The sequence below is a fragment of the Arthrobacter sp. B2a2-09 genome (assembly GCF_027587375.1).
In the GTDB taxonomy this organism is placed as follows: Bacteria; Actinomycetota; Actinomycetes; order Actinomycetales; family Micrococcaceae; genus Arthrobacter.
Window position 1 is genome coordinate 1 of record NZ_JAMXIC010000031.1, and the last position, 13,957, is coordinate 13,957.

Annotated in this window: 13 protein-coding genes; 6 read left to right on the forward strand and 7 right to left on the reverse strand. The window is 62.5% G+C overall.

Annotation, left to right across the window (positions count from 1 at the left end; all coding sequences use genetic code 11):
* Positions 1–340: 340 nt before the first annotated feature.
* Positions 341–2,008, reverse strand: a complete 1,668-nt coding sequence (locus tag NFJ07_RS22625; RefSeq protein ID WP_269997998.1) for a sensor histidine kinase — start codon at positions 2,006–2,008, stop codon at positions 341–343.
* Between the two features lie 98 nt (positions 2,009–2,106).
* On the opposite strand from NFJ07_RS22625, the gene NFJ07_RS22630 reads away from it, so the two are divergent.
* The 3 genes from NFJ07_RS22630 (at position 2,107) to NFJ07_RS22640 (ending at position 4,580) form a co-directional block, all read left to right on the forward strand.
* A complete protein-coding gene (locus NFJ07_RS22630; RefSeq protein WP_269998000.1) occupies positions 2,107–2,850 on the forward strand; it encodes a response regulator transcription factor in 744 nt (247 codons plus the stop codon).
* 72 nt (positions 2,851–2,922) lie between these two features.
* Positions 2,923–4,320 carry a glycosyltransferase family 2 protein gene (locus NFJ07_RS22635; RefSeq protein WP_269998002.1) on the forward strand — a complete coding sequence of 466 codons (1,398 nt, stop codon included), beginning with the start codon at positions 2,923–2,925 and terminating at the stop codon, positions 4,318–4,320.
* 2 nt (positions 4,321–4,322) lie between these two features.
* Positions 4,323–4,580: a hypothetical protein gene (locus tag NFJ07_RS22640; protein WP_269998004.1), complete on the forward strand. Its 258-nt coding sequence runs from the start codon at positions 4,323–4,325 to the stop codon at positions 4,578–4,580.
* On the opposite strand, the gene NFJ07_RS22645 is transcribed toward NFJ07_RS22640, so the two are convergent.
* The 6 genes from NFJ07_RS22645 to bioB are packed head-to-tail and all read right to left on the reverse strand — an operon-like array spanning position 4,564 to position 10,156.
* Positions 4,564–5,667, reverse strand: a complete 1,104-nt coding sequence (locus tag NFJ07_RS22645; protein WP_269998006.1) for a cytochrome P450 — start codon at positions 5,665–5,667, stop codon at positions 4,564–4,566. The two genes, NFJ07_RS22640 and NFJ07_RS22645, sit on opposite strands and share 17 nt — an antisense overlap.
* Entirely contained in the window at positions 5,664–6,380 is a 717-nt protein-coding gene (bioD, locus tag NFJ07_RS22650; protein ID WP_269998008.1) for a dethiobiotin synthase, read from the reverse strand. Before bioD ends, NFJ07_RS22645 begins: the two co-directional genes overlap by 4 nt.
* A complete protein-coding gene (locus tag NFJ07_RS22655; protein WP_442865387.1) occupies positions 6,377–7,567 on the reverse strand; it encodes an 8-amino-7-oxononanoate synthase in 1,191 nt (396 codons plus the stop codon). The genes bioD and NFJ07_RS22655 overlap by 4 nt, the downstream gene beginning before the upstream one ends.
* Positions 7,568–7,575: 8 nt before the next feature.
* The gene (locus tag NFJ07_RS22660; RefSeq protein WP_269998012.1) at positions 7,576–8,901 is read right to left on the reverse strand and encodes an adenosylmethionine--8-amino-7-oxononanoate transaminase; all 1,326 of its coding nucleotides are present in this window, start codon (positions 8,899–8,901) and stop codon (positions 7,576–7,578) included.
* Entirely contained in the window at positions 8,898–9,131 is a 234-nt protein-coding gene (bsaP, locus tag NFJ07_RS26090; protein ID WP_442865385.1) for a biotin synthase auxiliary protein BsaP, read from the reverse strand. Before bsaP ends, NFJ07_RS22660 begins: the two co-directional genes overlap by 4 nt.
* Positions 9,128–10,156 (reverse strand): biotin synthase BioB, encoded by a 1,029-nt coding sequence (bioB, locus tag NFJ07_RS22665; RefSeq protein WP_269998014.1) that lies wholly within the window; start codon positions 10,154–10,156, stop codon positions 9,128–9,130. The genes bsaP and bioB overlap by 4 nt, the downstream gene beginning before the upstream one ends.
* Before the next feature lie 234 nt (positions 10,157–10,390).
* On the opposite strand from bioB, the gene NFJ07_RS22670 reads away from it, so the two are divergent.
* From NFJ07_RS22670 to NFJ07_RS22680, 3 genes are all read left to right on the forward strand, one after another.
* On the forward strand, positions 10,391–12,142 hold the full coding sequence (locus NFJ07_RS22670) for a purine-cytosine permease family protein (protein WP_269998016.1): 1,752 nt from the start codon (positions 10,391–10,393) through the stop codon (positions 12,140–12,142).
* A gap of 221 nt (positions 12,143–12,363) precedes the next feature.
* Positions 12,364–13,005 (forward strand): DUF6318 family protein, encoded by a 642-nt coding sequence (locus NFJ07_RS22675; protein WP_269998017.1) that lies wholly within the window; start codon positions 12,364–12,366, stop codon positions 13,003–13,005.
* A gap of 27 nt (positions 13,006–13,032) precedes the next feature.
* Complete coding sequence (locus NFJ07_RS22680) at positions 13,033–13,953, forward strand: hypothetical protein (protein WP_269998019.1); 921 nt, start codon at positions 13,033–13,035, stop codon at positions 13,951–13,953.
* The last annotated feature ends 4 nt before the right edge of the window (positions 13,954–13,957 follow it).

The window sequence follows — 13,957 nt, forward strand, 5'->3', positions numbered from 1 at the left end:
TCATGGACCTTCCCCACCCCACACGCCGGACTCCGGCCAACAGAAAAACCTGTCACACAAGAGCCTGACACACAGGGTTGGCCCGACGCTCGCTCACGTCTGGCGCCTTTTTCACCAACGCTCGCTCACGTCTTGTGAGCGAGGGTTGGCTGGAATGGGTCTATATGTGAGCGAGGGTTGGCTGGAATGGGCCTATATGTGAGCGAGGAGGGTTGGCTGGAATGGGTCTATATGTGAGCGAGGGTTGGCCGGAATGGGTCTATATGTGAGCGAGGGTTGGCCGGAATGGGTCTATATGTGAGCGAGGGTTGGCCGGAAAGGGTCTATATGTGAGCGAGGGTCAGGCTGGGACGCGGAACGTGAAGGTTGTTCCTTCGCCCGGGACGCTCTCAAGGCCGATGGTCCCGCCGTGGGCGTCGACGATTGCCTTGCAAATGGAAAGCCCCAGACCGACGCCGTGAATCGCCGTATTGCGTACGCTCCCGGCCCTGAAGTACCGGGTGAAGGCATCGGCTTGGTCCTGCTTGTCCATGCCCGTACCGGTGTCCTTGACGTGGCACACCACCGCGTTTTCCTCCTGCAACAGCGTGACGCGGACGTCGCCGCCGTCGGGGGAGTATTTGATGGCGTTGGAGATCAGGTTGTCCAGCACCTGGGAAATCCGGTTGGCATCCACATGCGCCTCCAGGCGTTCCGGGGCGTCGACGTAAAGCCGCACCCCGCCGTCGTTCGCTTTCGGCGCGGCCGAGGTAACGCTCGACTTGACCAGATCGGATACGTCCACCGCGTGTGGCTGGACGATCATGTGCCCAGAACGGACCGCCAACAAGTCGGAGACCAGGGAGAGGAGCCGGTCCGCGTTTCGTTGCACAACCTCAAGTTGGTGCACCACCCAGGTCGGGAGGTTTTCAGCCTCCTCCAGCACAAGATCCACGTACCCTGTGATGGACGTCAGCGGGGTGCGAAACTCATGGGAAACGTTCGAGACGAAGTCGTCTTTCGCGGCGAGCGCGTTCACCAAGGCCGTGACATCGCCGAAAACGATCACTGAACCCAAGTAGTTGCCGTCGCAGTCCTTCATGGACCGGGCGCTGCTGGTGAAGGCGCGTTGCTCCCTGCCCGTCCCGACCCAGACGAGGTAATCCGTGAACTCCTGCCTCAACGCAGCACGGCGCATTGGCCGGCGATCCGCCGCCGTCGGGGTCACCCGGTCCGCGTCGAAAACCAAAAACCGCGGTTCGCCGTGACGATCGGTGTCTCCGGAAGCCGCAAGCACCTGGTTTTCCCGTTGTTTGCGGTTCGCCATCATTTCGCGGCCGTCGGTATCAATAGCCACGACGCCAAGGTGGACGGTTTCAAGAACTGTATTGAGCAAGCGTTCCTTTTGCTGGCTGTCCGCCAGGGCCAGGAGCAGCGCGGCGTCCCTGTCCTCGAGGCGCTTTTGCTGCATGACCATGCTCAGGGTCATCACGCTGATGGAAACACCGATGCCGAGCATCATGATGGGCAGCAGCAATCCGCGCAGCAGATCCTGCGGCGTGTTCGTTCCATGGATGAATTGCGGCGTCCAAATCATGGCGAGCGGCGCCAGGAAGGAAACAACCATGGCAGAACGTCGATACAACCCCGAGGCACAGAGCCAAATGACGGGAAAGACGGTCAGGAGGCTGATTCCGATGGGGCTGTCTTGTCCCCCTTCACGGCCCAGCCCGATGGACACCGTGTCCAGGAGCGGGATGGCCAGGAATGTCGGAAAGGGGAGCCTGTCCCACGGAACTGCGTAGCAGAGGACCCAGGCAGCAGCTTGGGTAGCCAGGAAAATGACGAAGAGCGGATTGCCGAGGGTTGCAGGGAAGTAGAGGGCAACCAGGACCGCAGTGAGGCACACTGTCACGGTCAGCGGCAATTGGCTGAGTGCAACGCGATCCTTGAGTGAGTACTCATGGAAGGCGTGCTGAAAGAACATCACCCGGCCGCTTTTGGCATCCCATTCAAACGGACGTTTCATCAGGCCGAAATTCGCATTTGTTCAAGCTCATGTCGCATGCCAGAAAGGATACCGGCAGCCCTATATACTTCCATTCGTAGCGGGCTTGGGAGGCTGCAATGACTGAGTTACGGGTTGGGCTTGTCATAGAAGACGATCACGATATCCGGGAGTTGGTCCGCGTTGTCCTCAGCCAGGCTGGCTTCGAGGTTCACATGGCGACGAGCGGGGCGGCCGGTATCCGGGCAGCGCGTGATTTGCGGCCACATGTCATTACCCTGGACTTGGGCTTGCCGGATATTGATGGCTTCGAGGTAGCACGCCAGGTCCGGAACTTTTCCGATGCATACATCGTCATGTTGACGGCCAAGGCAGACGAGCTGGATATCCTCCTGGGCTTGGAATCCGGAGCTGACGACTATTTGACTAAGCCTTTCCGGCCCCGCGAGCTTCGCGCCAGGGTGGCCGCCATGATGCGACGCCCGCGCTCAGGAGCAGCGGCAATCCATCGAGGAGGGGCACCGCTTTCCCAGCGGACTTTCCGGCACAACGGGCTGGTATTCAGTTACGCGACGCGGACCGTTTCCATCGACGGCCAGGATGTGCGGCTGACCCCCACGGAGTTCGACCTCCTGTACTCCTTGCTTGAGGCAGGCCGCACGGTCTTGAGCAAGGCGGACCTTGTGCGCCGGCTCCGGAACGAACCTTACGACGTCGGGATCCACACGAGCGACGCCGACGAACGGTCCGTGGAGGTCCACCTTGGCAATCTTCGCCGAAAGCTCGGCGACGACGCGCAGAACCCGCGCTGGCTGCAAACAGTGCGCGGCGTGGGCTATCGGCTGGCTCCGGCAGAAATATGAATTTCTCACGCGGCGAACGACTGATAGCATTCGCCGGTGGGTCGAGGGATATTTCAGCGTTTGGTTGGCATTGTGATCGCCGTAACGGTCGGCGGTGCGGCGGCCCTGCTGTGGTTCGCTATTGCCTCGACTGGGAATTCAGCGGTCGAGTCGCGGGCTGAGGGCATTGTCCTTGGCGTTTGGAGGATCCTCTACGATTCGGTGGCGCCGCAACCCCGCGTGATTCTGACGGCCATCGCCTTTGCACTTCTGCTTTCCGCTGGCGTGGCTTTGCTGGAGCGGCGCATTGCCAACAGATCACGTCGCTCCGCCAATCCCCGGACACCGCTGGCGCCAAAGATCGTCATGGCGGAAACCCGCGGTGTGTACGCGGGCCCGGTCACGGTGACCGTCTTGATTCCTGCACACAACGAAGAAGCTTCGTTACCGGCCACCATTGCTTCTCTTTTGTCCCAATCGCACCGCCCGGAACGCGTGATTGTGGTTGCCGACAACTGCACGGATGCAACTGTCACCCTTGCCCGCGAGGCCGGGGTTGAAGTCTTCGAATCGGTGAACAACACGAAGAAGAAGGCCGGCGCACTCAACCAAGCGCTGAAGTGGCTGCTCCCTGGCCAAGGGGATAACGACGTCGTCATGGTGATGGACGCCGACACCAGCCTTGACGATGGATTCCTGGAGGTCGCGGTTGCGCGACTGAGCAACGACCGGGCCTTGATGGCCGTTGGGGGTCTCTTTTATGGGGAAGAGGGACACGGAATTGTCGGCCAGTTCCAGCGCAACGAATATATTCGGTATTCCCGTGAAATCGGACGACGGCGTGGTCGCGTTTTTGTGCTGACCGGTACGGCCTCGCTCTTCCGTCCCCGTGCATTGCGCACCGTTGCCCAGAGCCGCGGTGAATCGATCCCCGGAATTCAGGGAGACGTTTATGACACCGCATCGTTGACCGAGGACAATGAGCTCACGATTGCCTTGAAATCCCTCGGCGGCCTCATGATTTCCCCCATGCAGTGCACCGTGGTCACCGAATTGATGCCGAATTTCCGCACGTTGTGGGCACAGCGACTCCGTTGGCAGCGGGGTGCCCTGGAAAACCTTGGGGCATACGGAGCCACGCCCCAGACGCTTCGATACTGGGCGCAGCAGTTCGGCATTGGCTATGGAGTGATTGCCCTCAGCGCCTACCTCCTGCTGATCCTCTTGATGGTTTTGTCGCTGGATAACTGGGTCTGGTTCCCGTTCTGGCTGGGAATTGGGATCGTCTTCTCGATTGAGCGGGTTGTCACGGCGTGGAAGGGCGGCTGGCGGGCACGCCTCTTGGCTGTCACGCTCTTTCCGGAGTTGTTTTTCGATATGTTCCTCAACGTGGTTTATGTCAAGGGAATCATCGACATCTCCCTTGGCCGGCAAGCCAAATGGAAACACCTCAACCATTCACAGACCGGCGAATCCTCGAAGGCACAGTAATCATGGCTATTTCCGCCTCCCTTCCCACCGGGATTTTGTTTCCCGAGGGAATTCTGCATTCCGATTGGTTTGCCGTTTTGGCGACCTTCGTTGCGATTAATACTTTGATGTATGGCGCGTTGGCCATCGCCAAAATCTTGCCGAAAGTGCACCCCGGCGATTGGGTTCGCACCCGAAATCAGCGATCGGAAACCCGCAGCATCCACCCCGATGCTCCCGCTGTGAACGAAGCCACCGACTTCCTCAAATCTCGACGCTGACCGTCCGCGGTGCTTGGAAGGACAGCAAACGGAGCCACTCGGGGTTCGGCTCTGCCAAGCGAACGCCTTGCAGCGCTGCCGCAGTTTCCTGCACGACGACGGCGGCCTCCAGTTCCGCGAGCTTCGCACCAAGGCAGCGGTGAATGCCTGAGCCGAAGGCCAGCCCGTAGGCCGTAGGGCCCTGTTCCGACGACTCGTGGTTCCCCGTCAGTTCCAAGAGGATTTCGGCGCCGGCCGGGATGTGCTCGCCGTCGAGCACTGTGTCCTCTGCGGCAACCCGGCGCCACGTAGGAACGGAAGATTCCGTGGCCAAAACGTGCCGGATGAGGTCCCGGGCAGTGGTGCCGGAGATTGCGTCCTTCCAGGCAAAGCCTGCTGACCCCTCGGCGAGCCGGAAAAGTGCCGTGCTGATGAGCTGGGTGGTGGTTTCCTGCCCAGCGATAAGCAGGAAGTAGCCGAGGGAACAGATCTCGGGAGTGCTGAGACCGTGCTCCGCCAAGGAACTGAAGAGATTCCGCCCAGGCGAGGCCACGGCCTCGAGGACGAGTTCCCGCAGCCAGCCGTAGAACTCGGCCGCGCTGTGAGCCAGTTCCAGTTGCCGCTCGGGATCCGGCCAGCCCCAGAAGAGTTCCAGGGAGTCCAAGCTCCAGGCTTTCAGCTCCGGAAGATCGCGCACGGGGAGACCCAGAAGCTCCAACATCACGATCGCCGGCGGATAGGCGGCTACGGCCTGCACCAGATCCACCTGCCCGTCCGTTTCCAGCAGTTCTGCCGCGGCGGCCGCGGCAGAACGCGCGATCCCGCGAATACGTGGCTCGAAAGCACCCACCGTTGCGGGTGTAAAGAACCCGGCCACCACCTTGCGGATGCCTGCATGGGAATCGCTGTGGTTGCTAGCCAGCACGGGCGGCAGTGCGAAGCGGGCACGCTGCAGGACGCGCAAGGACGGTCCGGACAACGGAGTCACCGCGATGAGGGCGTTCGCCGGGCTGAAGTCTTCCGGCCGGTGCAGGACCTCCCGCACTGCGGCGGGCTCCCGCAGCACCAAATACGGGCACGTCTGAGTGCTGGAAGAAGCGGCGTTCATGACCGGGCCCCGTCCACGCAGTTCAAACCGTCCAAGCAGTGCAAACCGCTCAACCAGTGCACACTCGCCGCCCTGAACGTCACCGGTGGGAGGTCCGCGGCGCGCTCGGGGAGCACCCCAAGGAGGGGCCGCAACGCGCCGAGGGTCGCCCGGTTGCCGTGTTCCAGCACACCCGGGCTGTCCGGCCACGTTCCCAGAACCACGCCATGGATGGCCAGATCCCTGCGTTCCAGGGCCTCAAGCGTCAGGGCCATGTGGTTCAGGGTTCCCAAAGCGGGACGGGCGACCACCACAAAGGTGGCGTCCGGTCCAAGGTGACTGCCCAGATCTGCCAGCGTGCCGCCGTCGGGGTCTAGCTCCACGAGCAGACCGCCGGAACCCTCCACGAGGACATGGTCATGGGTGCTGGCGAGTTCGCGGACGCGCCCGGCATGTGCCGCGAGCGGCGGCAATGTGACTCCGTCCAGCGCGGCTGCGGGAACTGGGGCGAGGGGTTCTTGAAGGACGACGCCGGCCTCGGCCGTGAGCGGTCCGGCCAAACGGGTGATTTCGGCGCAGTCGGAGTCGCCCGCCACGGCGCCGCTCTGGCATGGCTTGTACACCGCCACCGAGCGGCCGTCCGCCTGCAGTGCGGACGCAAGCGCCGCCGTCGTGACAGTCTTGCCGACGCCGGTGTCCGTTCCGGTGACCAGCACTATGTGTGGCAGTTTCATGTGGTTTCCTCCAGGATGCGGCGCAACGTTGCGCACGCGTAGTCGATGTCGTGGGGCGTCAGGGTGGCGCGGGCCGTCAGCCGGAGACGCGAGACGCCGTCGGGAACCGATGGCGGGCGGAAGCAGCCGACGCGGACACCCGCCCGGTGTGCCGCCTGGCTCGCGGCAAGCGCGGCAGCGGCAGAGGGCATCGGGATGGATTGCACGGCGCCAGCGGACTGAAGGGGCTCGCCAACGGGCCCGACGGCGGCACCCCGCCGCTGTAGTGTTGGGGCGTGTAGCGCGGGCGCCAGTCCCGCCGTGAGGCTGGCAGCGTTCCGATGGACAGCCGCCGCGCGCCACGGTTCCGCGCGGATGATTCCGACTGCGGCAAGTGCAGCGCCAGCCGACGACGGCGCGAGCCCGGTGTCGAAGATGAAACTGCGGGCCCTGTTGACGAGGTGTTCGCGGAGCAGGGCGCTGCCAAGGACGGCACCACCTTGGCTGCCGAGCGACTTGGAAAGCGTTGCCGTCAACACCACGTTGGGGTGGCCCGAAAGGTCCGTTCCAGCCACCGCGCCGTGTCCCTCAAACGCGCCGCGGCCCGCAACACCGAGGCTGTGGGCTTCATCCACGAGGAGCATCGCGTCGTGCTCTTCGGCCATTGCCAACAGCTGGGGGAGCGGGGCGGCGTCGCCGAAGACGCTGTAGATGGACTCCACCGCGATCAGGGCCCTCGGTTCCGCACGGTTCCGCAGACAGTGTTCGATCGCGCCGAGATCGTTGTGTGGGACCGTTTCCACCCTCGAACGGCTCAAGCGGAAACCGTCAATCAGCGAAGCGTGACAATGTTCGTCGGCCACGATGAGGGTCCCGGGGCCGCCGAGCGCGGTAGTGACGCCCAGATTGGCCAAGTACCCGGAAGAGAAGACCAACGCGGACTCCATGCCGGTCAGGTCCGCGAGCTCGGATTCGAGCTCCAAGTGCAGCGCCGTGGTACCGGCAACCAGTCGCGAGGACGTGGCACTGGTTCCCCAACGGCCGATCGCTTCCCGGGCAGCATCTGCCACCCTCGGGTCCGTTGCGAGGCCAAGATAGTCGTTGCTCGCCAGATCCACCGCGGTGTCTGCACCGAGGCGCGTCATGGGCGTGCGGACAAGGCCCCGACGCTCGCGGACCGCGGCTTGCTCTTCCAACCACGCGGTCATGGACCTGCTCATGGGCCGTGCACCTCGGCCACGGCCGCCACCATGCCTTCGGCCATCCGCCGGACCTCCTCCGCGGAGCTGACATATGGCGGCATCGCGTAAACGAGATTCCGGAACGGGCGCACCCAAACTCCGTGCCCGACGGCGGCACTCGTCACTGCGGCGACATCGACTTTCGTGTTCAACTCGATGACGCCCACGGCGCCAATCGTGCGGACCTCCTTGACGGCGTCGAACGCGTTGGCGGGTTCGAGGCCAGCCGCGAGGCCCGAGCCGATCCGGGCAACATCGGCGCGCCACGCACCGTCGTCGAGGATTCCCAAACTCGCATTGGCCACGGAACACGCGAGCGGATTGCCCATGAAGGTGGGTCCGTGCAGCAAGGCACCCGCACGTCCGCGCGAAACGCGCGCCGCCACCTCGCCCGTGCAGAGCATGGCTGCAAGCGTGAGGTATCCGCCGGTGAGGGCTTTGCCCACGCACATGATGTCCGGGACCACGTCGGCATGTTCCGCGGCGAATAGCTCGCCAGTACGGCCGAAGCCTGTGGCGATCTCGTCGAGGATCAGGAGGATCCCGTGTCGATCGGCGATGTCGCGGAGGATGCGCAGGCATTCGGCGGCGTAAACGAACATGCCGCCGGCGCCTTGAAGCACGGGCTCCACGATGATTGCGGCCAGTTCGCTGGCGTGTTCTCGGGCGAGGGCTTCGGTGTGCGCCTGCCACTCCGCAATCTCCTCGGGTGGCGCGCCCGCGGCGGGCGGTCTCGCGGCGAACACATTGGCAGCCAGCAGCCCGGGGAACGCCGAATGCATGCCGTCCACGGGGTCGCAGACTCCCATCGCCGCGAAGGTGTCGCCGTGATAACCGCCGCGGATGCTGAGGAAGCGTTGCCTCTTGGGGAACCCCGAAGCGGTCTGGAACTGCACCGCCAGCTTGAGTGCCACCTCTACGGACACCGACCCCGAATCCGCCAGGAAGACCCGCTCCAACCGTGGCCGATCTGCCGCGGAAGGGGCCATGGCCACGAGCCGTTCCGCCAGTTCGACGGCGGGCTCGTGAGTGAGGCCGCCGAACATCACATGGCTGAATGTGTCTAGTTGGCACTTCGCCGCGGCGTCCAAGACGGGGTTCCGGTAGCCGTGGATGACTGCCCACCAGGAGGACATGGCATCGAGCACCTCATGGCGTCGGCCGGTTTCGTCGCGAAGCCGCAGCGTCACGCCGTCGGCGTCTTCGACTTCCCATAACGGCAGCGTCCCCGACGCCGGAGCGTAGGGATGCCAGAGGCTTGCCCTATCTCGCTGGATGATGTCACCCTGGATGACGCTCATGGCGTGACCCGTCCGTGGCGCGAGCATTCAGCGGTCCAGCCGAGCGGCGTGACCTGGACTTTCATGCGGCGCCGGCATTGGGGGCAATAGCGGGGAGGCTCCATCGCGAGGCGCTGCTGGCAGCCCTGGTGAGCGTCCGACGTCGGGCGCTCACCTTCCGCGACCTGGCCGCCTTGCGCGGCGGGCTCGCCGCAGTGCCCGCAAAAGCTGGCTGTATCTGTGGCGTTCACAGCGACTTCTGAAGTTCCTTGATGGGCATGTTCAGCTCGACGAGGAGGTTGAGGTCCGCGTCGGCGGGTCGGCCGAGTGTGGTGAGGTAGTTGCCGACGATCACCGCGTTGATGCCGCCCATGAGGCCTTCGCGCGTGCCGAGGTCGCCCAGGGTCAGTTCCCGGCCGCCGGCGTAACGAAGCACTGTCCGTGGCATGGCGAGGCGGAACGCCGCGATCGCGCGGAGGGCGTCCTTGCCGTCCATGATTCCTTGGTTTTCGAGGGGCGTTCCGGGGCGCGGATTGAGGAAGTTCAGCGGGACTTCGTGGGGTTCGAGGGCTGCGAGCTGGCTGGCGAGTTCGGCTCGCTGGGCGGTGGTTTCACCCATACCGATGAGGGCGCCGCAGCAAAGTTCCATACCGGCCGCCTTGACCATGTTGCAGGTTTCCAGGCGTTCCTCGTAGCTGTGCGTGGTGACGACTTCGGGGAAGTAGCTGCGCGCGGTTTCGAGGTTGTGGTTGTAGCGGTGGACGCCCCACTCGGCGAGCTGGTCCACTTGGCGCTGGGTGAGCATGCCCAAGGAACAGGCGATATTGATGTCCACTTCCGCGTTGATGCGGTCGATCGCGAACTTGATCTGGTTCATGAGCTTGATGTCCGGGCCGCGGACAGCTGCGACGATGCAGAACTCCGTGGCCCCAGTGGCTGCGGTTTCCTTGGCGGCCTTCACGAGCTCGGGGATGTCGAGCCAGACGCCCCGGACCGGACTGTCAAACAGGCCCGACTGGCTGCAGAAGTGGCAGTCCTCCGGGCATCCTCCGGTCTTGATGGAGATGATTCCCTCTACTTCCACGTCCTCGCCGCAGTGCTCCAGGCGAACTTCGTGGGCAAGCTGCAGGGCTTCGGGGATGGCCTCGTCCGGAAGCTCCAGGATCTCGAGCAGCTGGGATTCGCTGAGGCCTTCGCCTCTGGCGAGGACTTGCTCCCGGGCTGTTTCCAAAATCGGATACTTGGACGCATTGCGTGGGTTTGGCTGGGTGGTCATGGTGCTCCTCGGCCGTTACTTGCGGGGATGGCGCGTTCCTTCATGACGGTAGTGGGCCTGTGAGGTCGTCATTTTGTTGGACGTCCACAAACCCGAAGCTGCAATCTTGGCGGCCGGCTCGCTGGATAAGTAACAGCGCGGAAACACCGTGGTGACTCCGTGGATCCTTCCGGTCGATAGCGTCGAGGCCATGTCCCGAGGGGGAAACATGTCCAGACGAGGAAAGTTGCGGGGATGACTGACGATTCGAAGACAACGCAAGTGCTTGAACCCCCGACGGCGGGCCGCTCCCCGGAGGGGATAGCCGTCGTCGAACCTTCCGAGGCGCTAGTCGCCGGGAGCCGCACGGCGGGCAATGCCGATGCGATGAGCGCAGCAAAGGAGAGCCTGGAGGACTACACCCTCAGGTTCGCGCCACGGTCCTATCGCAAGTGGGGTGCCGGCGTAGTGGCGACGAGTGCGCTCGGTGGAATCGCCTATTTGGCTGATTTTTCCATCGGCGCGAACATCGGTATTTCGTATGGCACCGTGAACGCTATTTTAGGAATTGTTGTGGCGGCCGTCGTCATTTTCGCCACCGGATTTCCCTTGGCCTATTATGCCGCCCGATACAACATCGACCTTGACCTCATCACCAGGGGATCCGGATTCGGCTATTACGGGTCGGTGGTCACCAACGTTATTTTCGCAACCTTCACGTTCATCTTCTTCGCGCTCGAGGGTTCCATCATGGCGCAAGGGCTCGAACTTGGCCTGGGCATTCCACAGTGGCTCGGCTATGCGGCGTCTACGCTCATTGTCATTCCCTTGGTGATTTACGGGATGAAAGCCTTGTCTAAATTGCAGGTGTGGACCACTCCGTTGTGGCTCCTGCTCATGGTGGTTCCCGTGGGGTATTTGGTGATTTCGCACCCGGACAGCATGGGGGAATTCTTCGCGTTCACCGGCAAATCCGGCGCTGAAGGCAGCAACCTGGCCTCGGTGATGCTGGCCGCAGGTGTCTGCCTGTCGCTCATGGCGCAGATCGCGGAACAGATTGACTACTTGCGATTCATGCCGCCCAAGACCGCCGAAAACCGCGGTGCCTGGTGGCGTGCCGTGATCCTGGCCGGTCCGGGCTGGGTGATCTTCGGAGCGATCAAACAGATCGTGGGCATGTTCATTGCCATCTACCTGATTGCCACGTTGGATCCGGCGGCCTCCGTCCACGCGAACGAGCCCGTGCACCAATTCCTTGGCGTCTACCAGGAAATGATGCCGGCATGGCTTGCGATGACCTTGGCCGTGGTGCTCGTGGTCATTTCGCAAATCAAGATCAATGTGACCAACGCCTACTCCGGCTCGCTCGCGTGGACCAACAGCTTCACGCGTATCACCAAGAGCTACCCGGGGCGCCTGGTGTTTGTGGTGGTCAACTTGGTGATTGCGCTAGTGCTGATGGAAGCCAACATGTTTGAATTCCTCAACACCATCCTTGGTTTCTACGCGAATTGCGCCATGGCATGGGTTGTCACCGTCGCGTCCGATATCGCCATCAACAAATACCTACTCAAGATTTCGCCCAAGGTTCCCGAGTTCCGCCGAGGCATGCTTTACGCCGTCAACCCGGTCGGCTTTATCTCGATGCTGGTTTCGGCCGTTGTTTCGATTGCGGTGTTCTTCGGTGCTTTCGGTTCGGCCGTGCAGCCATACTCGCCGATCTTCGCCGTCGGGCTGGCGCTCGTGCTGCCGCCCGCGCTGGCCGTGTTGACCCGTGGGAAGTACTACCTGCGCCGCTCCGACGACGGAATTGATTTGCCCATGTTCGACGCCGACGGCAACCCGAGCGACGCCAAGCTTTTGTGCCACGTGACGGGACTGGAGTTCGAGCGGCCGGACATGGTCCGTTCCGCCCAGGACGGTCCCGACGGCGAGCCGCAGTTCATCTCTTCGCTCGCCTTATCGACGGACAAATCGGGGGAGTTGGTCCTGCCGGCTCAAAGGTAGGCGCGAAGGTAAAGGCCCCATGGGCCTCGACGACGGATGGGCGGCCTGGCCGCGGTCCCGTCGTCGAGGCCTTTGGTTTGTCCTTGTTGTGCTGCGCCGCGCTGGTGAAGCGATGCAGGTGGTGAACCGGAGCCTGTGGATAACTTTCCCGCCAAGACGGGCAATTGGGATACCCTTTTGGGAAACGTTTAGTCTTGAAAACTATTTGGGGATAGCAAACCATGACTCCACGCACTTCCAAGTTCGCCCGCACCCGCCTCTTCGTCGTGGCCACTCTTGCAGCGGCGTCGACACTGACCGCCTGCGTCAATAGCGCCCAGCCGCAGGCCGAACTATCTGGGTCACCCACTGTTTCTGCCAGCGCCACGGCCACGCCCAGCCCGACCCCGACGGCTGCCTACAAACCCGCGGACGCCGAGGGGAAAGCCGAGAACGTGCCGATCCCGGTGCTGCCGGAGGCCGCGAAGGCGAACAGCAAGGAAGGTGTGGAGGCGTTTGCGAGGTACTGGTTCCAGGCCCTTTCGTATGCTTACGAGACTGGAGACACTGAACACTGGTCGCCGAAGACCGCTTCTCAATGTGTCTTCTGTGTAAGTCTCAAAAATGGGCTGGATTCCGGATACTCCAAAGGAAGATGGCTTGTCGGCGGCAAGATGACGACACCATCAATTAGGGCGCTATACAAACCGGAGGCACCTTCCCAGCAGGTGGAGATTCAAACGATCCAGGATCGAATCGACTACTTCGAAGCCGATGGAAGTATTAGCCAGCCTCCAACACCTCCATCTAACTCTGCAACAGTCATGATTGCAGTTTTCGAATCAGGCTCTTGGAAGGTCTCAGACCTCGGACTGATTCGGTAGAGCCGAATGAAACCGAGATATTGGGCAGTGCCGGTTTTGGTACTTGCGGTCAGCTTGGTCGCCCCGGTCGAAGACGCGGCCGCCACGCAGGATGATCCTGTATCCGCAGGATTTCAAAAAAGAGGAATCGAAGTCACGGCCAGGTGGATTCGCGACCCTCAATCGGGCGAGTTTATCCCGGCCCCACCTAACCACGTCAGCGACGACCCCAATCAATACAAGGCAGATCTTCAATGCCAGGTTGACGACAATGCCTTGGACAAGAAGTGCCTACCAGGCCAGGCGCAATGCCCGCCACGCGAGCCTGGTGGGAAACCCGGAACTCCGGTTATCTGGAAGGTCGCGCCTAAGGAGATTCCGAATCCAACCTGGACTGACTGGAAGTCGGGTAACAGTGGTCCGTCCTGCCTCTACGACCAAAAACCGGAGGATGTCTTGCCGAGAATTGCGGCAAGAATTGAGAGCGACTTCCGCAACCTTCCGATCAAACCGGCGGACCTGACCGCGCAGCCAAGCCCGCACACGCTCAAGGGCGCCGAAACCAACATCTTCGCCGATGCGCTTGAGCAGCAATTCGATGTGACGATCCTCGGTCAGCGTGTCCACATAGTCGCAACCCCCGTGGAGTACACCTATGCCTACGGGGACGGCAACAGTCTCGGGCCGACCCCCTTTGCTGGCGGGCCGGTCCCAGAGGAACAGTGGGGCCAGAAGACGAGAACAAGCTACGTGTATCAACAGACCGGTGACTTTCAGTTGTCCGTGACCACCACCTTCCGCGGCACCTACTCCGTGAACGGTGGTCCGAACATGCCGATTCCTGGCACAGGACAGTTTGCGTCGCCGTCACAGAAAGTGAGCGTCTGGAGGTCGATCACGCGCAACTACGCCGACAACTGCATCGTGAATCCGCAGGGCGAGGGCTGCCCGGGAGCTCCGCCCAAGTAACAAG